At 37.7% G+C, this 21712-nt stretch carries 22 protein-coding genes; 7 read left to right on the top strand and 15 right to left on the bottom strand.

Going from position 1 to position 21712, the window contains the following annotated elements:
• Nucleotides 1-17: 17 nt before the first annotated feature.
• The 3 genes from GNP81_RS17795 to coaBC all read right to left on the bottom strand — a co-directional run bounded on the left by GNP81_RS17795 (nt 18) and on the right by coaBC (nt 3078).
• Nucleotides 18-956: a Kdo(2)-lipid IV(A) acyltransferase gene (locus tag GNP81_RS17795; protein ID WP_155673705.1), complete on the bottom strand. Its 939-nt coding sequence runs from the start codon at nt 954-956 to the stop codon at nt 18-20.
• Nucleotides 957-980: 24 nt separating this feature from the next.
• On the bottom strand, nt 981-1571 hold the full coding sequence (gene slmA / locus GNP81_RS17790; RefSeq protein WP_005417043.1) for a nucleoid occlusion factor SlmA: 591 nt from the start codon (nt 1569-1571) through the stop codon (nt 981-983).
• Between the two features lie 277 nt (nt 1572-1848).
• The gene (gene coaBC, locus GNP81_RS17785; protein ID WP_155673704.1) at nt 1849-3078 is read right to left on the bottom strand and encodes a bifunctional phosphopantothenoylcysteine decarboxylase/phosphopantothenate--cysteine ligase CoaBC; all 1230 of its coding nucleotides are present in this window, start codon (nt 3076-3078) and stop codon (nt 1849-1851) included.
• A gap of 221 nt (nt 3079-3299) precedes the next feature.
• On the opposite strand from coaBC, the gene radC reads away from it, so the two are divergent.
• The 5 genes from radC (at nt 3300) to GNP81_RS17760 (ending at nt 6891) form a co-directional block, all read left to right on the top strand.
• Nucleotides 3300-3974 (top strand): RadC family protein, encoded by a 675-nt coding sequence (gene radC / locus GNP81_RS17780; protein WP_005417048.1) that lies wholly within the window; start codon nt 3300-3302, stop codon nt 3972-3974.
• A 195-nt stretch (nt 3975-4169) separates the two neighbouring features.
• Nucleotides 4170-4406 (top strand): 50S ribosomal protein L28, encoded by a 237-nt coding sequence (gene rpmB / locus GNP81_RS17775; protein WP_005417050.1) that lies wholly within the window; start codon nt 4170-4172, stop codon nt 4404-4406.
• A gap of 14 nt (nt 4407-4420) precedes the next feature.
• Nucleotides 4421-4588 carry a 50S ribosomal protein L33 gene (gene rpmG, locus GNP81_RS17770; RefSeq protein WP_005417052.1) on the top strand — a complete coding sequence of 56 codons (168 nt, stop codon included), beginning with the start codon at nt 4421-4423 and terminating at the stop codon, nt 4586-4588.
• An 82-nt stretch (nt 4589-4670) separates the two neighbouring features.
• Nucleotides 4671-6212, top strand: a complete 1542-nt coding sequence (locus tag GNP81_RS17765; protein ID WP_155673703.1) for a phosphoethanolamine transferase — start codon at nt 4671-4673, stop codon at nt 6210-6212.
• A gap of 223 nt (nt 6213-6435) precedes the next feature.
• Nucleotides 6436-6891, top strand: a complete 456-nt coding sequence (locus GNP81_RS17760; RefSeq protein WP_155673702.1) for a hypothetical protein — start codon at nt 6436-6438, stop codon at nt 6889-6891.
• A 293-nt stretch (nt 6892-7184) separates the two neighbouring features.
• On the opposite strand, the gene GNP81_RS17755 is transcribed toward GNP81_RS17760, so the two are convergent.
• Nucleotides 7185-9167, bottom strand: coding sequence for an LTA synthase family protein (locus tag GNP81_RS17755; RefSeq protein ID WP_155673701.1), 1983 nt, complete (start codon nt 9165-9167; stop codon nt 7185-7187).
• 87 nt (nt 9168-9254) lie between these two features.
• Between GNP81_RS17755 and mutM the strand changes: the two genes are divergently transcribed.
• Nucleotides 9255-10076, top strand: coding sequence for a bifunctional DNA-formamidopyrimidine glycosylase/DNA-(apurinic or apyrimidinic site) lyase (gene mutM, locus GNP81_RS17750; RefSeq protein ID WP_012532671.1), 822 nt, complete (start codon nt 9255-9257; stop codon nt 10074-10076).
• On the opposite strand, the gene GNP81_RS17745 is transcribed toward mutM, so the two are convergent.
• From GNP81_RS17745 to GNP81_RS17725, 5 genes are read right to left on the bottom strand one after another with little or no spacing between them, the layout of a single operon-like run.
• Nucleotides 10055-11008 carry a glycosyl transferase family 90 gene (locus tag GNP81_RS17745; protein WP_155671802.1) on the bottom strand — a complete coding sequence of 318 codons (954 nt, stop codon included), beginning with the start codon at nt 11006-11008 and terminating at the stop codon, nt 10055-10057. The two genes, mutM and GNP81_RS17745, sit on opposite strands and share 22 nt — an antisense overlap.
• Nucleotides 11005-11487, bottom strand: a complete 483-nt coding sequence (coaD, locus tag GNP81_RS17740; RefSeq protein WP_063663733.1) for a pantetheine-phosphate adenylyltransferase — start codon at nt 11485-11487, stop codon at nt 11005-11007. Before coaD ends, GNP81_RS17745 begins: the two co-directional genes overlap by 4 nt.
• Entirely contained in the window at nt 11480-12277 is a 798-nt protein-coding gene (locus GNP81_RS17735) for a glycosyltransferase family 2 protein (RefSeq protein ID WP_012532761.1), read from the bottom strand. The genes coaD and GNP81_RS17735 overlap by 8 nt, the downstream gene beginning before the upstream one ends.
• Nucleotides 12274-13044, bottom strand: coding sequence for a glycosyltransferase family 2 protein (locus tag GNP81_RS17730; RefSeq protein ID WP_155671800.1), 771 nt, complete (start codon nt 13042-13044; stop codon nt 12274-12276). Before GNP81_RS17730 ends, GNP81_RS17735 begins: the two co-directional genes overlap by 4 nt.
• Before the next feature lie 20 nt (nt 13045-13064).
• Complete coding sequence (locus GNP81_RS17725; protein ID WP_155673700.1) at nt 13065-14120, bottom strand: glycosyltransferase family 9 protein; 1056 nt, start codon at nt 14118-14120, stop codon at nt 13065-13067.
• Nucleotides 14121-14314: 194 nt separating this feature from the next.
• Between GNP81_RS17725 and GNP81_RS17720 the strand changes: the two genes are divergently transcribed.
• Nucleotides 14315-15004, top strand: a complete 690-nt coding sequence (locus GNP81_RS17720) for a 3-deoxy-D-manno-octulosonic acid kinase (protein WP_155673699.1) — start codon at nt 14315-14317, stop codon at nt 15002-15004.
• Nucleotides 15005-15038: 34 nt separating this feature from the next.
• Here the strand turns inward: GNP81_RS17720 and waaA are convergent, their stop codons facing one another.
• The 6 genes from waaA to rfaD form a co-directional block, all read right to left on the bottom strand.
• The gene (gene waaA, locus GNP81_RS17715) at nt 15039-16292 is read right to left on the bottom strand and encodes a lipid IV(A) 3-deoxy-D-manno-octulosonic acid transferase (RefSeq protein WP_155673698.1); all 1254 of its coding nucleotides are present in this window, start codon (nt 16290-16292) and stop codon (nt 15039-15041) included.
• Nucleotides 16292-16981: a glycosyltransferase family 32 protein gene (locus tag GNP81_RS17710; RefSeq protein WP_155673697.1), complete on the bottom strand. Its 690-nt coding sequence runs from the start codon at nt 16979-16981 to the stop codon at nt 16292-16294. The genes waaA and GNP81_RS17710 overlap by 1 nt, the downstream gene beginning before the upstream one ends.
• The gene (locus GNP81_RS17705; protein ID WP_196587348.1) at nt 16974-18212 is read right to left on the bottom strand and encodes an O-antigen ligase family protein; all 1239 of its coding nucleotides are present in this window, start codon (nt 18210-18212) and stop codon (nt 16974-16976) included. The genes GNP81_RS17710 and GNP81_RS17705 overlap by 8 nt, the downstream gene beginning before the upstream one ends.
• 41 nt (nt 18213-18253) lie before the next feature.
• Complete coding sequence (gene waaF, locus GNP81_RS17700) at nt 18254-19279, bottom strand: lipopolysaccharide heptosyltransferase II (RefSeq protein ID WP_155673695.1); 1026 nt, start codon at nt 19277-19279, stop codon at nt 18254-18256.
• On the bottom strand, nt 19279-19998 hold the full coding sequence (locus GNP81_RS17695) for a glycosyltransferase family 25 protein (protein WP_155673694.1): 720 nt from the start codon (nt 19996-19998) through the stop codon (nt 19279-19281). The genes waaF and GNP81_RS17695 overlap by 1 nt, the downstream gene beginning before the upstream one ends.
• Nucleotides 19999-20143: 145 nt before the next feature.
• Nucleotides 20144-21085, bottom strand: a complete 942-nt coding sequence (gene rfaD / locus GNP81_RS17690) for an ADP-glyceromanno-heptose 6-epimerase (RefSeq protein ID WP_005417078.1) — start codon at nt 21083-21085, stop codon at nt 20144-20146.
• Nucleotides 21086-21712: the final 627 nt, after the last annotated feature.

Below are 21712 nucleotides of genomic sequence, written 5' to 3'. Positions count from 1 at the left end.
ATTTATCCTGACACGCCCTAATCGTAGCGGATGCCTTTTTTAACGTTTGGATCTTCCATTGTTTTAAAACGTTTATGTAGCCACATCCATTGAGGAATACAGCGTAAAATGACACGTTCTACCGCTTTATTCATTACCGTAGCAACACCAACGGGATCTTTCTTCGGAAATTGGTCACTGATGTCATTATCTATTTGTAAGTGGTAATTATTGTAAGTTCTAAAACCTGATGCAGTAACAACAGCACATTTACTTGCACTGATTAAGATATCTGAACCTATTGTGGTACAAGCATCTGGAACCGCAAAGAAAGGAACAAAAACCGATTTATTACGGTTGTAATCGTGGTCCGGCATATACCAAAGACGCTCGCCTTTACGTAATACACGCAGCATACCTTTGACGTCTTTTCTGTCGATCATCTGGTTGCCGTTATTGGTGCGGCCCCAATATTGAATGAAATCGTAAGCAGGGTTGTTGTGTGGACGGTAAACACCATAACCCGGAGCAAAAGAAGTAAATGCACGAGCGGTAAGTTCAAGGTTTAATGCGTGAACGCAAACAACCAAAACCCCACGACCTTCTTCAGCAAGGTCAAGAATGTGTTGCTTGTTTTCATAACTAAAATGTTTTTCGACACGCCAATCAGGCCATACCCAAGCCATTGCGGTTTCAAAAATCGCAAGACCTGAGTTTTTGAAATTCTCAACAATAATGGCTTCACGCTCAGATGATTCCATTTCAGGAAAAGCGAGTTCTAAATTACGACGAGCAACATGAGCTCTTGATTTTCCAAGTTTTAATCCAAGTAAACCAAGAGAGCGACCAAGTTTGTAAGTCACTTTATAAGGTAATAGGGTGACGATGGCAAAAAGGAATCCGAATCCAAACCATACCCCCCAATATTTAGGGTGCAGAAGAGCGCTAGAGAATTTAGGAGCTGGATACTTTGACATCGTGAGCCTATTTTATCTAATTAGTTATTGGATCTGAGCACTGAGTAGCGCCCAATACTCGTTAAAGTTTTCTGTTGGTTGATATTTAAAATCAGAACGGACAAAACGACAGAAACTGCCCTCGACTTGACCCACAAGCTGAGCGGCTAAAATACTTTCATCAATCGGAAATGCTTTTCCTTCACGTAATTTGCGTTCACGTAAGATTTGTTTGAATTGAAGTTCAATACGCTCAAATATTTGATTAATGCGGCTTCTTAAGCGTTCATTTTCAAACATCAGCGCATGGCCTGTCATAATTCGAGTTAATCCAGGGTTACGTTCAGCAAAGGCGAGCAAGAGTTTTAATAATAGCTCAATACGTTTTAAAGTATCTTTTTCATCTTCAAGAATGCGGTTAACACGCGAAAAAATAGATTCTTCAATAAACTCAATTAAGCCTTCAAACATTTTGGCTTTGCTTGGGAAATGGCGATATAACGCCGCTTCAGAGACTCCAACCTGTTTTGCTAATTTGGCTGTAGTAATGCGAGCAGCACCTTCATTGGACTCTAGCATTTCAGCTAAAGCTTGTAGTATTTCATCACGACGATTTGGTTTTCTTGGGGTCGCCATTACGGTTCCTTTGTCATTTTTTTATTATTTTTTGTGGAGCTAGGTTGTTCGTTACTAGAGGCTATATGCTTCGCTAACTAGACCGCTTCGCTCCTATTAAAGAGCAGGTTTCAGGATTCAGGTTTCAGGAAAAGCGCATCGAGTTCAGTTCTAGCTCCTCCTAAAATCGAATGACTTACGATATCTGCCATTCACGATCTTATAGTTTCTAGTTAGCGCAGCGTATAGTCTCTAGCTCTTCCTAAAGCCTCTGCGCGAAGCGTCCTGAATCCTGCTTCTACAGTCTTTCAACGATCTCAAGCATAATCGCCTTACCCAGCTCCGACTTCGTCGTTAACGGTAGCGCTTTATCACCTTCTTTCCAATATAGGTGAAGCGCATTGTTATCACTATTAAAGCCTTGTCCCTGAACTGATACATCGTTTGCACAGATCATATCTAAATTTTTGCGCTCTAATTTACCGCGAGCGTATTTTTCCACATCTTGAGTTTCAGCTGCAAAACCGACCGTAAATGGACGTTGATTCGTTAATGCCGCAACTGAAGCGACAATATCTGGATTCTTAACCATATGAAGTGTCATACCATCTTCATCGGCGGTTTTCTTTAATTTTTGAGTCGCCACTTGGCTTAGTTTGAAATCAGCAACGGCAGCACATGCAATAAAGATAGAATGAGATTGTGCATTTTTCATTACCGCTTCGTGCATTTGTTCTGCGCTTTCAATATCAATGCGTTTCACGTTCTCTGGTGTAGCAAGGTTAACAGGGCCACTGACTAAAGTGACATTAGCACCTAATTGAGCTGCGGCATCTGCAATAGCAAACCCCATTTTCCCTGAGCTATGGTTAGAGATATAACGAACTGGATCGATGGCTTCACGAGTTGGGCCTGCAGTAATAAGTAGAGATTGACCTTGAAGTGGTTTTTTATCCGCTTCTGTGTGTTCACCAGAATTAGCTTGGAAGAAATCTTCACATAAATGAACCAGCTCCATTGGCTCAAGCATTCTTCCCATGCCTACATCGCCACAAGCTTGTTGGCCCGCTGCTGGGCCCCAAATGTGCATGCCACGACGAGCGAGTGTTGCGATGTTTTCTTGCGTCGCGATATTGCTATACATTTGTTGATTCATCGCAGGAGAGACCGCGACAGGAGAATCTGTAGCAAGAACTAAGGTAGATAATAAATCGTTACCCATGCCAGCAGCCATTCGAGCAATCAGATCAGCCGTTGCTGGAGCAAGTAAAACAATGTCAGCCCACTTAGCTAATTCAATGTGACCCATTGATGCTTCAGCAGCAGGATCAAGTAAGCTATCTGCAACAGGGTGGCCAGAAACCGCCTGCATCGTTAATGGGGTAATGAACTCTTTTGCTGCTTTTGTCATTACTACGCGAACTTCAGCGCCGCGTTCAATTAATCGACGAGTCAGTTCTGCACATTTATAAGCTGCAATGCCGCCGCTAATACCAAGAAGAATTCGTTTCCCTGCAAGAGATGCCATGACACTAATTACCCTGTTAAGTGGTTCACCATAAAGTAGCGCTAACCATATCATAATTTTTTTTCAGAGTGATGTACTTCCAATCTCTTCCATCAAGTAAATGACCAAAAACATAATTGCAATCAAGGTTTGAAGCTTGCCGAAGGCTAAACGATCAAGAAAGCGAATAAGATTTAGACATCGTAGGCTGTGTAGATAGTAAGTCATCAATTGAGAAAACTATGTCGTTAATGAATCTACCTGAAGAATCTCGACCAAGAGAGAAGTTACTCGCCCTTGGTCCAAAGTCACTGACTGATGCTGAATTACTCGCGATCTTTTTAAGAACGGGGATCCAAGGAATGAATGCCATTGAACTGGCAGATAAACTATTAAAGGAGTTTGGCTCATTAAGAAAATTACTTAGCTCTGATGAACATGAATTTTGTAGCCATAAAGGGTTGGGCACTGCAAAATTTGCACAACTGCAAGCCGTTGTAGAAATGACTGAGCGGTATTTATTTGAAAAGATTGAAAAAGAAGATGCACTAACGAGCCCCGAACATACAAAACGTTATTTAACCCGAATGTTAAGAGATAGGCATAGGGAAGCGTTTTATGTTTTGTTTCTTGATAACCAACATCGAGTACTAAAAGGGGAGATATTATTTGAAGGAACAATCGATGCTGCTGCCGTTTATCCGAGAGAAGTTGTAAAAAGATCGATAGATTATAATGCAGCCGCCATCATTTTAGCGCATAATCACCCTTCCGGCGTAGCCGAGCCAAGTCAAGCTGACAGAAGAATTACAAAACGTATTTCTGATGCCGTAGAATTGGTAGATATCCGAGTCCTTGATCATTTTGTGATCGGTGATGGAGAAATAGTCTCTTTTGCCGAAAGAGGATGGATTTGAGTGTTTTTTTTACCGATTGAATAAAAAAAATACAAAAAACCGTAAAAAGGATCCCTTAGGGTCTTGAGCAATGCGCAATCACTTAGTATAATGCGCGACCTTTGATAGCCTTGAATTAGATATTTCAGATGGAATTTCTAGTGGTTTTTTGCCACCAAGGTGATATCGAGCTGAAACGATTTGGAGAAGACAGCAATGTCCCGAGTATGCCAAGTAACTGGTAAGCGTCCTGCAGTTGGTAACAACCGCTCACACGCAAAAAATGCCACCAAGCGTCGTTTTCTGCCGAACCTACAAACTCATCGTTTCTGGGTAGAAAGCGAAAAACGCTTCGTTAAACTTCGTCTTACCGCTAAAGGTATGCGTATCATTGATAAGAAAGGTATCGAAACCGTTCTTGCAGATATGCGTGCTCGTGGCGAGAACGTTTAAGAGGAATCTGAACAATGGCTAAAGGCGCACGTGAGAAAATCAAGTTAGTATCAACTGCTAACACTGGTCACTTCTACACAACCGACAAAAACAAACGTAACATGCCAGGCAAAATGGAGATCAAAAAATACGATCCTGTTGTACGCCAGCACGTTCTTTACAAAGAAGCAAAAATCAAGTAATTCGATTACTGATTGCAACTTTGATAAAATTGAAAACCCAGCCTTGTTGCTGGGTTTTTTTTTAAATTTTTTAGGCATAAACATGAATAGGATTTCGGTAAATAAATTTAATGTATTTGGCTTTTTTGCCTTAATTTTAACGTCGGTATTGATGGCGTTAAGTTTAGGGTATGAATTGAAGGCTGATAGTATTATTTTAGTCGCTATATCATTTGTATTACTAAATCAGACGATGGTTGGGCGAATTACATATAGAAGTATGGTGTTTATCGCTGCTTGTTATGTCCCTATCTCATGGAATTATGGCCACCCTAACTTAACGATAATGTCTGCATTGTTGGAGACAAACCCTTCAGAATCGTTTGAATATTTTAAAGATCTTAATATTGTCAGTGTGCTTGTTGGGATCCTATTTTTAATGTTTGCGTTATTTGCTGAACGAGTATTTCCAAAATTTAAAAGTTCACGTCTAGCCTTCATTTTCTTGATTGTATTTATCTTGCTTGCTTGTAGTAAACCAGTACGAACTATTATTAAGAAAGATTCGACAACGGATTATGCGGCTACTTTTTTCTCAAACTTCCGTTATTCACCTATTTCATTTATCTATGACTGGTATGACTCATATAATAAATATTACATCTACAGTAATGAGATAATGGAGCAAAGAAATAACAAACCGACGTGGACATTGCTAAATACACCATCTGAGAAGAAAAACTATATTTTAGTTGTTGGCGAGAGTGTACGAAAAGACTATATGAATGCGTATGGTTTCCCACTAGAAAATACACCATTTATGTCATCTGCAAATGGTATGCAATGGGATCATTTTATCTCTCCAGGCCCAAATACATTTACTTCTGTAATTCGCTTTTTAACACTGAATGATGGGAAAAATGTTCAGCTAAATAATAATATTATTACTCTTGCTAATATGGCTGGCATTGAAACTTACTGGTTATCAAATCAAGGAAAAATGGGAGTGTTTGATACTGGCATTAGTGCTCTTGCGCATTATTCTGATAAAACTATTTTTACCAAAACAGGCAGTTTTAATGACTCTAATGTGTACGATTCAGCCTTACTGCCACATGTAAAAGAAGCATTAAGCTCAGATGCAAATTCAAAATTAATTATTGTACATTTAATTGGTTCTCATCCGTTGTTTTGTGATCGTGTTGAAGGGAACGTTGAGTTTGATTTCTCTGGAGACAAGATATCTTGTTATGTTCAGTCAATTAAACAAACAGATAATCTATTGTCGTCAATTAATGATATGGCTATAGATGCAGGTCTACCATATAGCTTAATTTACTTATCAGATCATGGATTGGGACATAGAGATAATGGAAGAAACCTAAGACATGCTCCATCAACAAAAGAATCTTATGAGGTTCCATTATTTATTACAGGAAGTGATTACACAGAAAAAACCGTAATAGAAAATCATAGAAGTGGATTTCATTTTATTTATGCATTATCTAGCATTATGGGTATTGAAGCAAAAGAATTAAATACAGGATACGACTTTTTTGGATCACAAAATGATCCTCAAAAAGTGAATAATGGTGAAGGGCTTATGGTTGATTTGCAATCATTAGCGGATGATCCGATTAAATAATTATAGAAATGATACACAGTGCTAACTAGACCGCTTCGCTGCTATAAGAGCAAAAGCGGAAGAGTTAGAGTGTAGGTCGCTTCGCTTGCAGAGTTCAGCGGTACTTGTTTTTAATCTTCCTGAAACCTGAAACCTGAAACCTGAAACCTGAAACCTAGCTCTTATCGTTTCTAGTTAGCGAAGCGTTCTCGCTCCTAGTCCCTGCTCTTAAAAAGGATTTAAAATGAAAAAACCATCACGTCGTAAATACAACAACATGCTGATCATCTTCGTGTTGCTTTTCATTGCAGTGCTTCAAGCTCCTCAGCTAATAAAAACATACTTAATAGAACCAAAAGAAAATATTGAAGTTGTTGAAGGTATTAAGCCGTTATTCGAAGGTGAAAATGCGATTCAAAAAATGCACTTTTCAGAATATGATCTAAGTGCTAATACTTCAGATCAAGAGAGCCAACTCATTGATCGCTGGTTTACCCTCGAAGGAACACTTCTTAATGATGATTCAGTAAAAGCATTAAAAGAAAAGTTACCCGCTCCAAGCTCTGTTGAAGTTTGGCTTGAAGATCAAGAAGAACCACAACGAATTACTATTTACCAAGCGCCAAGTTTTTGGATGATGCAAAACTGGCAAGGTGAGTGGATTGCAGTAAGTGCGGAAGAAGGGTATTTGTTTAGATAAGAGCAGGGACGAGAGGCGAGGACGCTTTGCTTAAGGGTCGAGTAAGAGCTAAGTTCTGTGAATTTTTTGAAACCGTAGGTGTGGAAGCATCTACGGTTTTTTTAACTAGAAACTAGAGACGATAAGAGCGGGTATCGCTGCTGTAGTGATAACTAGGTTTCAGATCGCTTCGCTTGCAGGCTTCAGGGGTCTCGCTTTTGATTTTCCTGAAACCTGAAACCTGAAACCTGAAACCTGAAACCTGAAACCTGAAACCTCGATCTTGCTCTTATCGTCTCTAGTGTTAATTTTTATTACTCAGTAAATCCTTTGATTTGAGCATTTAAAAACAATGTTTGTAGGTGACTGTAATCTTTTTGGATGGATTTATCAGGGTTAACCATTGTTGTTGGCTTGATTGTTAGTGAAGCACTATCAGCCCAAGGGTAAATCACATCAGGAGTAGAGTTATTAAACACACCGTTTTGGGTATAAGTAACATTACCATTAAACGCAACTGGATTTTCAATATCGTTTACTTGCAGTAAGTTACGTCCACCTAAACTGTAGTAGTTTTGATTTGATAAACTAAAAGCATACAGTGTAGGGAAAATATCTCTGTGAGAACCAATACGTTCTTTTTCAAACTTATAGCTCGTATGTTCTAAAATAGCTTCAGGAACATAAAGATAAAAAGGAACTGCGCGAGCGAAGCCCAAGTCTTTAGGAAATTCAATCGAGTAGTTACGTAATCTGTGATCACCAGAGGCCGAAATAATCGTTTTGCTTTTAAGCGAAGAAGCTTTTATTGAATCAACAAATTCACCTAAGGCATTCGACGAATATTGGTAAGTACCGTAAATTTTCTCCGATTCCGTTTTATCAAGCCCCATTTTATCCATCGCATATTGACTGACCTGGATAGGTTTCACCTCATAATTTTCAGGTACTTTATAAGGAGGGTGATTCGTTTCTGTTTGGATCATCAACATCATAGGCTTTTCACTTTCAGCTAGAATTTTCTCCGCAAACTTAAAAGCGAATTCATCTGGTACACCCCAAGTACTCGATAGTTTTTCTGCTTCAGGAAAGGCTTTTTTAATATCAACTTCATCATAAAAAGCATCAACACCTTGGTATGGCATGTAATATTTTAAATTACGCCAGTTAGGACTGCCCCCAGTGATGTATACCACATCGTAACCTGCATTTTTATAAGGTAAAAATGCAGAACCAAATAATGGTGTCTTTTGAGCGCTACTGTGGCTAATAGAGTTAACATTGCTGTGAAATAACATCATTACAATGCTATTTATTGTTCCGCCAGTACCTGAAATAAAACGATTAAAATGAAAATCGCTTTGCATATGAGGACGAAGAGCACCTAATAAATCAGTACCATTACCATCTTCTAGTAATAAATTTGTCCCCATGCTTTCCATTAATGCAAATACCACGTTAGGTGGATTTTTTTCTAAATATGGATTTGTAGGTGTTGTGTATTTTGCATCTGATTGATGAAGTACTTTTTCTACCTGAGATGTATATTCGTTAAAAGAGACTTTGTGGAATTTTGCGTCTTTTTTATGGTCACTATTAGCCCAATTAAGAGCAAGGATAGCGTTAGGGGTTGCTTGGTTTAATACCTCATAGTTTGAAACGTTTGCATGGTATTTTTTTAATGGGAAAGTACCAATAGAACCACGAGCAATCACAAAATAAATAAGAATATTAGCAATAACAACAAGAGTGCATTTAAGTGTAGGTTGCGTGGAATAAGCTTTATTTACAAAGTGATGAACGTATTTCTTACAAAGAAGAGTAGAAGCGATAGCGACGAATAAAGAAAAAATAGCGGAAGATAAGATTGGATAGTCTTTCCATAAAATATCAATTACAGCTGCAGTATCATCCTCCATTAAACCGAAAACAAAAATATCAAAGGAATTTCCATAAGTTTGATAATAAAAAAAGTTTGCTGTTGTTACTGAAATAGCGATAAAGCTAACGATGAACGTATAAGGAACAAAAGCGTTAAGCACTTTAGAGAAAAAACGAGTATTAGCCGTCAATAAACCAATTAAAAAGATAGGAGCATAAGCAATAGCTGCAACTTTTAAGTCAAATCTAAATCCAATAAACAGAGAGTTGAATAGATCGTTTGGAATGGCTTCAAGTATGTCAAAATTAGCGTACTGAAGAATGAAATTCAAACGACCAACCATTAGAATAGCCGTAAAGGATAAAAGGCTGAGCCATACGACAGGATACAAAGCCTTACTGTTTTTTTGGAACATCACAAGTCTCTTTTTTGATTATCAAGTTCATTTATAAGATTTGCGATCATGTTAACAATAGTAGCTCCATTTTTAAAGGAAGCCCCAATGCCAGAATTGCCAGAAGTAGAAACCAGCCGCCTAGGAATCACACCACATCTGCAAGGTCAGACAATTAAAGCCATTGTGGTTAGAACGGATAAGCTTCGTTGGCCAATTCCTCAAGAACTGCAAAAATTAGTTGGACAAAGAGTTCAGTCAATTCGTCGCCGTGCAAAATATTTAATGATAGATACCCCAGAAGGCAGTGCGATTATTCATTTAGGAATGTCGGGCAGTTTACGAGTTTTAGATGAAGAAGTGCCGTCAGCAAAACACGATCATGTTGATCTAGTCTTAGAAAATGGCAAAGTTCTTCGTTATAACGATCCACGAAAGTTTGGTGCTTGGTTATATTCTGAGGTAGGTGTAGCGCATCAAGTGCTTTCTAAGCTAGGACCAGAACCACTAACAAATGAATTTAATAGCGAGTATTTTGCAGAGAAAGCAAAGAACAAAAAAACCGTAGTTAAGCAATTTATAATGAACAATGCTGTCGTGGTTGGTGTTGGTAATATTTATGCCAGTGAATCCTTATTTATGGCTCAAATTCATCCTAAAACGCCGGTAGGTTCATTAAAAGCATCTCAGATTACTGTTCTTGTGGCTGAAATAAAAAAAGTGCTAGAAACCGCAATAAAGCAAGGTGGCACAACATTAAAAGATTTTAATCAAGTTGATGGCAAGCCTGGATATTTTGCACAGGAATTGAAAGTATATGGGAGAGCAGGGAAAGAGTGCCCAGTTTGCTCTAGTAAAATAGAAGAAGAGAAAATTGGGCAACGGAATAGTTTTTGGTGCGGAAAGTGTCAGTTTTTAGCTGAAGATTGACCTGATAAGTCAAAATATTTTTGAGTAACCAAAAGGGAGATTAATTTCTCTCTTTTGCTGTCTTTAAATTGCTCAACCCATTGGTTGGCATTTTTAATGATCTCTAGAGCTTCATCTTCATGCTTTGTGTAATAATCCATTTTTTCAATTAAGTCTGAAAAATCATCTTTCACTTCAACAAAATGAACCCCTGCTTGTAGTTTTCCTTCCATGAACCAGGTTTCATAGCGTAATTTTGGAGTGAAACACAGCGAGTTTGAAGACATAATCCATTTCAGGTTAGTTGCAACGTCCATACCCTCTAAGCTTAAGATAAACTTATATTCCAACTGTTCTTCAATCGACATTGAAGGTAGAACGTAGCCAAGTTGCTCTTCTGAATCGTCTTTCGTATCAACACGACCAATATTGCATTTTGGGTTGTTGAAATGAGTTGAAAGTAATAATCGACGGTTTGGACGAAAACCTGTTCCTCGCCATACCACAGCATCTTTTTTTTCTTGAAAGCTTTTATTGTCATTAATGAAGTTATAGTGACGGATTGCATTTAGCTTTAATAATATTGATGCCGCATTATCCCCATCAATAGGTCTGCTTTTTAAAAAGCTAGGCTCAGTAGGAACATCAATAACATCCCCATTAATGTAGTTAAAAAAGTAAGAAGGGCTAAATGCTTTAATGACTTTAAACAGATCTAAGTAATAAGCACTACCACCTGTTTTTTTAAATTGGCTAACTTGTGTTGCTTCTTGGTTATCTACAGAAAATGGAGCATCCAATTTATTGTAATAATTAACTCGTTGCTCAATATAGTCTTGATCAAATGAGGTTTTGCTTTGCAGCGTTTTTTTGCCAAGAGCTTGGAGAATAAAAGCAGGTATTATCGTAATGCTGCCGTTAGCAACATAATAACGAAATTTCTTTAAGCTCATTGTTTCACCTTTTGATAGATAGCCGAAGCTACGTATGGATGAACAAATTGATCAATCTTACCGCCGTGGATAGCCGTTTCTCTTACAATGGTAGAAGATAAAAATCCGTGCTCTTCAGGTGGAGTAAGGAAAATGGTTTCTAGCTCAGGCATTAGCTTTTTGTACATGGTGGTTAAGCCAAGCTCATATTCAAAATCCATCGTAGTGCGTAAACCACGAACTAAGATATTAGCTTGCTGATCTTTTGCTAAATCAACCAATAGTCCAGAAAAGCCAACAACAGAGACATTATCTAAATGTGCTGTTGCTTGAACTAACATATCCACACGCTCCTCAAGGGAGAACATGGTTTTTTTACTTGGACTAAAGGCAACGCCCACAACAACATGATCAAACATATTAGCCGCACGACTAATAATGTCTGAATGTCCGTGAGTTACCGGATCAAAGGTTCCAGGGTAAATAACACGCTTAGTCATGTTGCTCCTCAAGAAATTGATTAATACCTTGTTCACAACGAGTAAGTTTCTCTGTGATTGTTTTTTCCAAAATAGCGTCATTTTCAGCTAAAGAGGCACGAGAGTTTTCATTATGGAAAAGGTGATAGCCCACGCCTGAAAATTTCAGGTATAAACGACGTTTTTTCGCATTTAGCATACGAAGAACAAACTCACTGTCTTCACGTCCCCAACCAACAAATTCTTGGTTGAAACCGTTTACTTCAATGACATCTTCGCGCCAAAAAGCCATGTTACAACCACGAGTTGCTTTGTCATTGTTTCTTTCATAAGAGAACATGCGAGAAAGAAAAGCGCTTGTGATGCAGTTTTTACGGTTACGAATACCGGATGAAAAAATAGTTGGGACGGCACCGTCATTCATGATTTTTTTACTGAATGCTTCTTCGGTTAATACTCGTCCACCTTGAACAAACCAACCTTTTTTAGCGACATGCTTATGAGATTGAACAAAAGAAGGAGATAACACCATATCACCATCAATCATCATAATATAATCACCAGATGCTTTTGCTATTGCTCTATTACGGCTCATTGAAAGCTGAAAACCATTGTCTTCATGCCAGCTGTGAATTAATGGAATAGGGAAAGTCTTTTGAATAGAAGCAACCATATCGATAGTATCTTGACGAGAACCATCATCGGCAACGATAACCTCATCTGGAAGTTCGGTTTGTCTAAGCACGCTATCAAGGACTGATTTCAATGCTTCTTTCCAGTTATAAGTAGTGATGATTAATGTCGTTTTCATTTCTTTTTTGCCTCTTCACGAAGGTAAAGATCGATATATTTAATAAAAGTAGAATGCGTAGCTAACCAAGCTAAAATGAAGCCATGTTTACCGTCTAAAAAACCACGCTTGATGATATACATCTTAATAAAACAACCTAGTGCATGAATTAATGCCGTGCTTAGTCCCGCTTTTTTCTTTCCTTCACGTTCATCCGTCCATGCTTTTAAGTAGCCGGTTGTTTTGTTGATGTAATGGTGCAAATTATCGTAAGTAAAATGCAGTAAACGACCTTTTAACTTTTCAACACGAACAGAGTCAGAAGTTACTACTTTCTCATGGACTAAAGCATCGTTATATTGAGCTTCATTAGTGCGATATAAGCGAAGAACCCAGTCAGGTGACCAACCCGAGTAATGAATTTCTTTACCAAATGCGTCACTTAATCGATTCACTTTATAAGCGACATTAGGCTTGTTATCACTGATTGCTTTTTGAATGTCCGCTTTTAATTCAGGTGTCACTCGTTCATCAGCATCAAGCCATAAAACATAGTTAGAAGTGATGTGTTGCTGTGCAAGTTGACGCTGTTTACCAAACCCAGGCCATTCAGGGTTTACAAAAAACTTATCAGTAAACTGACGAGCAATGGCTTCGGTAGAGTCAGTACTACCAGAATCAAGAATAACAATTTCATCCACCCAACCTTGTACGGTTTCAAGGCAAGATTGTAGGTGGTTCGCTTCATTCTTAACGATAAGAGCGACGGTAAGTGTAGGTGTTGTCATTTATATGATTCTCATTAACGTTAGAGTGAAAAGTCGATAACTGCTTTATCAAACATGGCAATAACTTGCTCAGAGCTAATACGATTCATTGCCTGTTTATCTTGAACACGAGTTCGCCATGATAACTCTGATTTATCTTTCCCTGTTTCAGCTTTAATCGCTTCATCATAAACCGTAACGACATAGTCACGATATTGATAAGGGCAGGTGCGATCAGGGTTATGGTGCGCATACAAACCAATAATAGGGGTATTAACGGCATTTGCCATATGTGCAGGACCAGTATCTGGAGCAATCACTAAATTGGCTTGCTTTAATAGCGCTAACATCTCTTTAAGTGAGCTTTTTCCTACTAAATTTTTAACAGGTGCATTTAAAAGAGATTCAATGTTTGCCGCTAAATCAATTTCAACTTGAGCCGGACTGCCAGCAAGTGTAACCATCCAACCTTTAGATTGGGCATGATGGATGACATCAGCATAACCTTGAGCATTCCAATTTTTATAGGCTTTACTTGCTGCAGGAACAATGACGAGGTTCTTGTTATTAACGTCAGAAAGTTGAGAAGATGCCCATGCATTATCTTCATCACTGGTCGGAATATTCCAAGTAGGTTTATCTACATTAACTCCAAGCTCTTTTACAAAAGCGATTAATCCATCAAGTACATGTGGTTTTTGTGGAGAGGGAACTTTGTAATTAGTAAATAGGGTTTGAAAGTCATTACTGCGTTCTTTATCAAAGCCTAATTTGTACTTTGCTTTAATCCCTAATGTTGCAACGCTTGCTCTCAATGCGTATTGCATATGAAGCAGCGCATCAAAACGTTCATTTTTAAGTGTTTTCCACAATTGGGTATAGCCTTTCCAACCCAGTTTTTTATCAAAAACAACCACATTAATATTAGGTAGATCGCCAATTAAATGCGCTTCAAGTTTACCTGTAATCCAAGTTATTTTAGTTTCAGGCCATTGCTTTTGAATCATTTGAACAGCAGCAATGGTATTGCAAACATCACCAATAGCTGAGAGGCGTAAAATACACAAAGAATTAGGAGCTGAAGTGAATAAAGGCATAGAGATGTTAACCTAATAAGAATGAGTTAGAATTATGCTATTAACGGTCATAAATGTAAAATGGCATAGAGCATAGGATTCAGATCGGTCGCAAGCTCCCTTAAAGGGCTCAGGGGGAGTAGTTGTTATTTTTGTCATAAGCGCAAATACCCCTGAATCCTGCAAGCGAAGCGACCTGGTCCCTTGGTTTTTATATGAAAACAATTAGAAATAAAAAACAGATCATTTGGTACGACGACTCTCTTCTTAGTGACTCTCCAGAACAATGCTGTGATCCTGATTATTGGCAACAACAAAACAAAGTGATTGGTTCAGCGCAAGGGCGTGGTACAACTTGGTTTGTTGCTTTAGATAAAATGGATGCAGCGTTACGCCATTATCGTCGTGGTGGGTTATTTGGAAAAATCATTAAAGATCATTACATTTTTATTGGTTGGGAAAAGAGCCGTAGCTACCAAGAATTTCAGTTACTAAAGACGTTAAAAGAAGCGGGTGTTAACGTTCCAAAGCCTATAGCGGCAAGAACAATAAAACGAACGTTTTGCTATCAAGCTGACTTATTAAGTGAAAAGATCCCGAATGCACAAGATCTTGTTTCTATCTTGCAAGAAAAACCATTATCAAAAGAGATGTACCAAAAGATTGGTAATGAAATCCGAAAAATGCATGCGGCTCAAGTTAATCACACCGATTTAAACATTCATAACATTTTGATTGATGATAACGACAAAGTTTGGATTATTGATTTTGATAAATGCTATCAGCAGAAAGGCGATGATTGGAAGCAAGGTAACTGGGATAGATTAAAGCGTTCGTTTGTAAAAGAAATAACTAAACGAAATATTTATTGGAGTGAAGAAGAATGGGCTAGTTTAGAGAGCTAACCCATAGGTAAATTAAGACTTTTTGGATTTGGTATTAAAGCAGATTTAAGGTTTTTATTACGGCACCAGAATTTTTTGAAATAAAGTCTTGTGCATTTTTCCCCATTCTCTCGGCATACTCTGGTTGAGTCATTAATTGTTCTAATAGGCTCGCCAGCTCTTCAGCAGAAGTGACAACTTTCGTTGCGTCTTCTTTGATTAGCGTTTCAGCTATCTCTAAGAAATTATAATAACTTGGGCCAGTAATGGACGGTTTAGCTAGTGCAGCAGGCTCAAGTAAATTATGACCACCCACTTTATCACCAAGTAAACTTCCGCCCATAAAGCAGATGTCAGAAGCACCAATGAGCGTAAGCATTTCTCCCATCGTATCACCAAGATATATTTGACAATCTGGTGTTAATGTCTGATTTGACGTGCGTTTAACAGTTTTAAAATCAGCACCTTGGCAAAGCTCAAATACTGAATTAAAGCGCTCAGGGTGACGCGGAACTAAAATTAATAACGCATTAGGTATCTTATGCAATAAAGAGCGATGGGCCGCTAGAACTTGCTCATCTTCACCTTTATGTGTACTGGTCGCAATCCAAATAGGGCGATCTTCTCCAAGTTGCTTACGAAGAATAACCCCTGATTCTTGTATTTGCTCTGTAATTTCGATATCAAATTTTACCGAGCCAGTCACATGTACTTTCTCAGGTTGAATACCAAGAGCAACGAAACGATCTGCATCATCTTTATATTGGCAACAAACATGAGTTAGGTGTTTACCAAGTAGATTAAATATAGGCTGTACTTTTTTGTAGCCTAAAAAGGATTTTTCAGAAAGACGAGCATTTAATACTGAAATAGGAATACCAAATTTGGCAACGGTATGCAGCGTATTTGGCCACAGTTCCGTTTCCATAATTAGCATCTTTTCAGGTTTAGTCGCTTTTAAAAAACCACGAACCGCAAAGCAAAAATCAATCGGCATGTATCTGTGTTCAACCAAATCACCTAACTTTTCAATTTGCTCAGCGCCAGTACTTGTCGTCGTCGTGACAAGAATGGGTTGTTCAGGGTTTTGTTTCTTTAATGCTTTAATAATAGGAGCAGCAGCAATGGCTTCACCAACCGATACCGCATGAATCCATATTGGAGACTGCGTTGTATTGAGTGATGGGGTACAACCAAAGTGCTCTTTCCATCGACGACTAAAAGCAGGCTTTCCTTCTTTTTTCTTATAAAGAGAATAGAGAAGCAAAGGAGAGATAAAGGTTAAAAGTAAGCTATACAAAAAGCGCATTATTTTCTCTTTTTGAAAATATATTTTTGCCAAGTATATATTTTACCAACTAATCCCATATGCTTAGATTTTAAATAAATCGCTTTTCTTGGATCTTTCCAGCTATGCTGAAACCAATGCACTAAGTATGAATTATCAGGAGTAGTAAACTCTTGTCCATTACCAAGATAGCAATAGAAGTATTCAACTGGGAAAATTAACGATTTCTCAATATCTTTCATCTTATTGTCAATTAAGACATGAGTCATTATTCCCGGTCCCATATACAATGGAGAACTTAGAATTTTATGCTCGTAAAAATCGATAAGATTAGCCAAAATTTTTGATTCTTTTTGCGCATAGATACACGCTGTTCCAATCATAGACTCTGATTCATATCCAACAGCAAACTGGCACTCGTCAAACAATAGGAATGGATTTTTTTGCACAGTGACATCTGTGTCTAAATACAATCCACCTTCATGTTGTAATATCTTCAGACGTAAATAATCCGTAACAAAAGCGAACAATCCACGCTTATAGCACTCTTTTGCAAACTCACATCCATCAATCCACTCAGTGATTAATGAGTCTTCTTCCGTCCATACTTTGTATTCATAACCTTGTTTTTTCCAGTCTTCAATACAAACTAAAGCAAGAGGGGTTAGCTTATTACCTAACCATATTGCATGGATTTTATTATTACTCATTGTTATCCTTCATCGATAAATTATGTGTTAAATAAAAAGTGTATATTCCACCGAAAATTATATTAATCATATATTCTCCCGTTTTGAAGAAAAAGAATGATTCAAAACAATTAATGATGACGAAAAATAAAATGAACATTGTACTTATAATTAAGACTTCATTGTTTTCCTTATAAAATTTCGAGCTATACATAATTAAAGAATAAATATAAAGAAATAAAGAAAAACCAAGTAGACCATAAGAAGCAATTAGCTCGATATGTCCATTATGAAGATGAGAAAATTCCATTTTTATCTCTTTAGGGATGTGAGTTGACTCTTTAATTACTAAATTACGAGTATCTTCTCCTGTTCCAAGTAAAGGGTATTTTTTAATCCATGACATAGCTTCAGACCAAAAATGTATTCTAATACCCATGCTACTATATGGTATGCTATTCATATCGCCAGATAATATAATTGGTATTATCTCATTTTCATTGTGTAATCTATTTTCTATTATTTTTGTGTTTGAAGCTAAATAAGTTGCCATGATTAAGGTTGAAAGAATTATTATTAATGATTTTATATTTATTTTTTTCGATATTATAGAGGTTAAAATTGGCGTTGATATACTTGTTATTAGTATAGCAAGCCATATTTGACGCCCTTGAGTAACAGTTACAATAAATAACGATGGAACTAGAATAAATAAAGTTAAAAGTATTTTATGCTTTATTGGTTTTAATTTAAATGCGTAATAAGTACTAACTAATAAGATTATTCCTGATAATGCACCCAAATGATTTGCATTTACATAGTTGAAATCAATTCGTTGCCCTGCAATCCCGTTCATGATGTCAGCTAAAATATCATTTGAATGGGTTAACGCAGTTAAAAATACACCAATAGCATAGACAATCCAGAGAACTCTTACTTTTTTAATGTTTCCTTTCAACCAGTAGGCAATAAAAATGAAAAAGAATAGATTTGTCAAAATACCTATATTAGGACTATCTTTTGCTAGATGTGGTATTTGATAGATAGAGTTTATCCAACTTAAGCAAGTTAATAATATAGATAAAAATAAACAGATAACTGCTTTGTCTTTGATTGCTTTTTTAAAATCGCAGAATAAGAATAGTAAAAAACCAAGTACAATAAATGACTGAAAAATATCACCAAGAGGTCGATATGATATTTTAAATAAAGCATATCCTAATATATTGATAAACATAAATGTTTCAAACATTTTATGTTCAATTAGATGGGTGATTTTACTTTTTATATTACTCATTTTATACATGCTATAACAGATGATGCCTCTAACTCTTTCAAGCACTTCAAATGACCTAAAGGACATTCACGCTTAAAACAAGGACGACACTCAATATCAGTGCTTACAATATCGACTTTTTCCGCTAACGGTGGCGTGTATTTTGGTGATGTAGAACCATAAACACCAACCACATGACAACCAACCGCAGCAGCAACGTGCATTAAGCCAGAATCGTTACTTACAACGGTTTTACAAGCAGCAAGTAGGTCAACCGCTTCAATTAAGCTCGTATCTCCCGCTAGGTTAAATACCGCTGCTTGGTTATCGGCATCGACTAAAGCTTTAATACTTTCAGTTGTTTCTTTATCTTTGGCAGAGCCAAATAACCATACTTGATGGCCACGGTTAATCATTTCGTTAGCTACGGCGGCATAATGCTCAACAGGCCACTGTTTTGCAGGACCAAATTCAGCGCCCGGGCACAAACCAAGAACCGGTTTATCAAGGGATAAAGAAAACTTCTCTAGAGTATTTTTTTGAACTTCCGCATCAATTGATAGAGTTGGGCGAGGTAAATTCTCTAACCCACCTAGTGAGCTTGAATCAATCATTTCAGATTTAGGATGAGCTAATGCTACATAGCGCTCAACCATGTATTGAAATGCTTTTTTATTTGGACGTAAGTCGTTTAATAACCCATAACGCATTTCACCTTTCCAACCCGTACGAACCGGGATCCCTGCAAACCAAGGAATAAGTGCTGATTTTGCAGAGTTCGGGCAAATGTAAGCGTGTGTATAGTTATTATTTTTTAACTCTTTACCAAGAGCGCGGCGACCTAATAAATTGAAATCACCATGACCAAGAGGCATTTCAATCGCTTGATTAACCTCAGGCATTCTTTCAAGAATGGGTTTACACCAAGCCGGTGCCATTACATCGATAATCGCTTTAGGGTGCTGTTGTTTTAATGTGATATATAGTGATTGAGACATCACCATATCACCTACCCATGATGGGCCAATGATCAGGATTTTCATTACTTATTTTTCCAATGCAAACTTTTCATTAGGGATTCATAGGTACGAAACAGTTCAATATATATTTTATTGAATGGAGAAATACCGCTTTTGTCTTTACGTGTTGAACCTATCGTGGAAGTAATATCGGCACGCGTAAATAGGTCCGGTGAGACACTATAAGTTTGTACCTGATGTCGCCAAGGCTTTTCCATATAATCATCGACAGGTTCCAAAAATGCTTGAGCATTATCAATAAAGCGTTGGGCTGCTTTAGGGCTAATGATATATGCTGTTGTACCGCAGGTTTTTTTCTTATAACCGCCAAGTTGAAACTCAGGAGTTAAATCTAGAATACGATGGAATGGAGACTTATGAGTTGCTGATAATTTGATGTAATCATAAGTTTGGATATGTTTAAAACTTAATTCAATTATCTGTTTGGCGTTTGCGATAGGGTCAACATTGTCTTCCATAATGACGATAGATTCATTTAAGGAAATGCATTTGTGCCACATCGCATAGTGGCTTGCAAAACAGGCAATTTCACTGGTTTTGAGTGAGTAGCCTTTACGTTTTTTTGTGGTAACAGGGCGAGCATGATCAGAATATTGAAAGTTTTCAATTGATCCATCAATCGCATCAAAAAACTCAAAAGAGATATCAAGAGCGTCTAAATGCTTTTGAATGCGCTCACGGCGATCAACCGAACGTTTTAAACTGACAACAAATACTTTCATATATCCCATATACCAGAAAAATTAAATTGGATGATTTTTAAGAAACTAGAAACGATAAGTTCAAGAGTCGTTGTAGTACTCTTGAACTGATTTACGCTCTTACTCGCTCCTCGAGCGAAGCGTCCTCGTCTCTCGTCACTTAAATTTACTTATTAATCATCGCCATATATTCAGCAACACCATCAGCTACTGACTTAAACTCAACATCACAACCAGCAGCACGAAGCTTAGTTAGATCAGCTTGAGTAAACTCTTGGTATGCGCCTTTTAGGTGCTCAGGGAATGGGATAGTTTCCACTTCACCTTTACCGTGGTGTTTAATTACTGCTTCAGCAACAGCGCGGAATGGTTCAGCACGGCCTGTACCACAGTTATAGATACCAGATACGCCATTTTCTAAGAACCAAAGATTAACCGCAGCTACATCACCAACGTAAACGAAATCACGTTTAAACTCGTCACTGCCTTCAAACAGTTTAGGGTTATCGCCCGCATTCATTTGGTTATTTAAATGGAAAGCAACCGAAGCCATAGAACCTTTATGTTGTTCACGAGGACCATACACATTGAAGTAACGGAAACCTGTAATTTGAGATAGTGTTTCGTTGTGCTCTTCAGCATCAGCCCATAGGCGACGAACGTAGTTATCAAACTGCTGTTTAGAATAACCGTAAACGTTTAGAGCACCTTCGTATTCACGCTCTTCGATAAACGTATCTGTTTCACCGTAAGTAGCTGCTGATGATGCATAAAGGAATGGAATTTCACGCTCAATACAGAAATGAAGCAACTCTTTAGAGTACTCATAGTTGTTCATCATAATGTATTTGCCATCCCACTCAGTTGTAGCAGAGCAAGCACCTTCATGGAAAATAGCTTCGATAGGACCAAAGTCATCACCCGCCATAATTTGCGTAATGAAGTCTTCTTTATCCATGTAATCAGTGATATCAAGATCCACTAGGTTCTTGAATTTTTTACCATCTTTTAGGTTATCAACCACTAAAATGTCGTTAAAACCTTTGTCATTTAAAGACTTAACAATGTTGCTGCCAATCATGCCAGCGCCGCCAGTTACAATGATCATTTTGATACCACCGAAAAATAATATAATTGATTGAATTGTAGCAAAGAAGAAGAGGTGGCGCTACGCTTGAAAAGCAGGGACGAGAGTTGATAACACTTAGCTTGAGGGAGAGCAAAAAGTGAGGATTCAGGTTTCAGGAGAGCGAAAGAACAGAATTCAGATCGCTTCGCTTGCAGAGTTCAGAGGTGAACGCTGAAATCACGGTGACAAAGAATGGTTCTCCCCCTTTAATCGCAATAATTATGAGATCGATATAGTGAATAATAAGGGGGAGTTAGAGGGGGTTGGTTGTGCTTTTTTTAGATTATCTAGATAAACTAAACTTCATTATTTACAACCCCTCCTAGCCTCCCCTTATATTGGCAGTTTCTACCAAATTACATTTGTGAAGAAGGGGAGGAACAGTATTTTAACGCTGAAATAATAACGTTCCCCTTGAACTCTACGACCGATCTGAATCCTAAATTCCCGAGTGATAAATCATTGGGATTGGTGATGTTAGTAGAAAAGGGAGAGTGTGGCGTGTTTTTAGGAAGATCGAAAGAGCAGAATTCAGATCGCTTCGCTTGCAGATTTCAGAGGTGATCGCTGAAGCTACAACGACAAAAAATAGTTCCTCCCCTTGAG

Origin of the sequence: Aliivibrio fischeri (genome assembly GCF_009727955.1) — a bacterium.
GTDB classification, from domain to species: Bacteria; Pseudomonadota; Gammaproteobacteria; order Enterobacterales; family Vibrionaceae; genus Aliivibrio; species Aliivibrio fischeri_A.
Note: the sequence above shows the minus strand (reverse complement) of the source record. Positions and strands in the feature narration are given on the sequence as shown.

Excerpts from the sequence above, each read along its gene's own strand:
- GNP81_RS17795 (WP_155673705.1), bottom strand. The coding sequence starts at position 956 with ATGTCAAAGTATCCAGCTCCTAAATTCTCTAGCGCTCTTCTGCACCCT.
- slmA (WP_005417043.1), bottom strand. The coding sequence starts at position 1,571 with ATGGCGACCCCAAGAAAACCAAATCGTCGTGATGAAATACTACAAGCT.
- coaBC (WP_155673704.1), bottom strand. The coding sequence starts at position 3,078 with ATGGCATCTCTTGCAGGGAAACGAATTCTTCTTGGTATTAGCGGCGGC.
- radC (WP_005417048.1), top strand. The coding sequence starts at position 3,300 with ATGTCGTTAATGAATCTACCTGAAGAATCTCGACCAAGAGAGAAGTTA.
- rpmB (WP_005417050.1), top strand. The coding sequence starts at position 4,170 with ATGTCCCGAGTATGCCAAGTAACTGGTAAGCGTCCTGCAGTTGGTAAC.
- rpmG (WP_005417052.1), top strand. The coding sequence starts at position 4,421 with ATGGCTAAAGGCGCACGTGAGAAAATCAAGTTAGTATCAACTGCTAAC.
- GNP81_RS17765 (WP_155673703.1), top strand. The coding sequence starts at position 4,671 with ATGAATAGGATTTCGGTAAATAAATTTAATGTATTTGGCTTTTTTGCC.
- GNP81_RS17760 (WP_155673702.1), top strand. The coding sequence starts at position 6,436 with ATGAAAAAACCATCACGTCGTAAATACAACAACATGCTGATCATCTTC.
- GNP81_RS17755 (WP_155673701.1), bottom strand. The coding sequence starts at position 9,167 with ATGTTCCAAAAAAACAGTAAGGCTTTGTATCCTGTCGTATGGCTCAGC.
- mutM (WP_012532671.1), top strand. The coding sequence starts at position 9,255 with ATGCCAGAATTGCCAGAAGTAGAAACCAGCCGCCTAGGAATCACACCA.
- GNP81_RS17745 (WP_155671802.1), bottom strand. The coding sequence starts at position 11,008 with ATGAGCTTAAAGAAATTTCGTTATTATGTTGCTAACGGCAGCATTACG.
- coaD (WP_063663733.1), bottom strand. The coding sequence starts at position 11,487 with ATGACTAAGCGTGTTATTTACCCTGGAACCTTTGATCCGGTAACTCAC.
- GNP81_RS17735 (WP_012532761.1), bottom strand. The coding sequence starts at position 12,277 with ATGAAAACGACATTAATCATCACTACTTATAACTGGAAAGAAGCATTG.
- GNP81_RS17730 (WP_155671800.1), bottom strand. The coding sequence starts at position 13,044 with ATGACAACACCTACACTTACCGTCGCTCTTATCGTTAAGAATGAAGCG.
- GNP81_RS17725 (WP_155673700.1), bottom strand. The coding sequence starts at position 14,120 with ATGCCTTTATTCACTTCAGCTCCTAATTCTTTGTGTATTTTACGCCTC.
- GNP81_RS17720 (WP_155673699.1), top strand. The coding sequence starts at position 14,315 with ATGAAAACAATTAGAAATAAAAAACAGATCATTTGGTACGACGACTCT.
- waaA (WP_155673698.1), bottom strand. The coding sequence starts at position 16,292 with ATGCGCTTTTTGTATAGCTTACTTTTAACCTTTATCTCTCCTTTGCTT.
- GNP81_RS17710 (WP_155673697.1), bottom strand. The coding sequence starts at position 16,981 with ATGAGTAATAATAAAATCCATGCAATATGGTTAGGTAATAAGCTAACC.
- GNP81_RS17705 (WP_196587348.1), bottom strand. The coding sequence starts at position 18,212 with ATGTTTGAAACATTTATGTTTATCAATATATTAGGATATGCTTTATTT.
- waaF (WP_155673695.1), bottom strand. The coding sequence starts at position 19,279 with ATGAAAATCCTGATCATTGGCCCATCATGGGTAGGTGATATGGTGATG.
- GNP81_RS17695 (WP_155673694.1), bottom strand. The coding sequence starts at position 19,998 with ATGAAAGTATTTGTTGTCAGTTTAAAACGTTCGGTTGATCGCCGTGAG.
- rfaD (WP_005417078.1), bottom strand. The coding sequence starts at position 21,085 with ATGATCATTGTAACTGGCGGCGCTGGCATGATTGGCAGCAACATTGTT.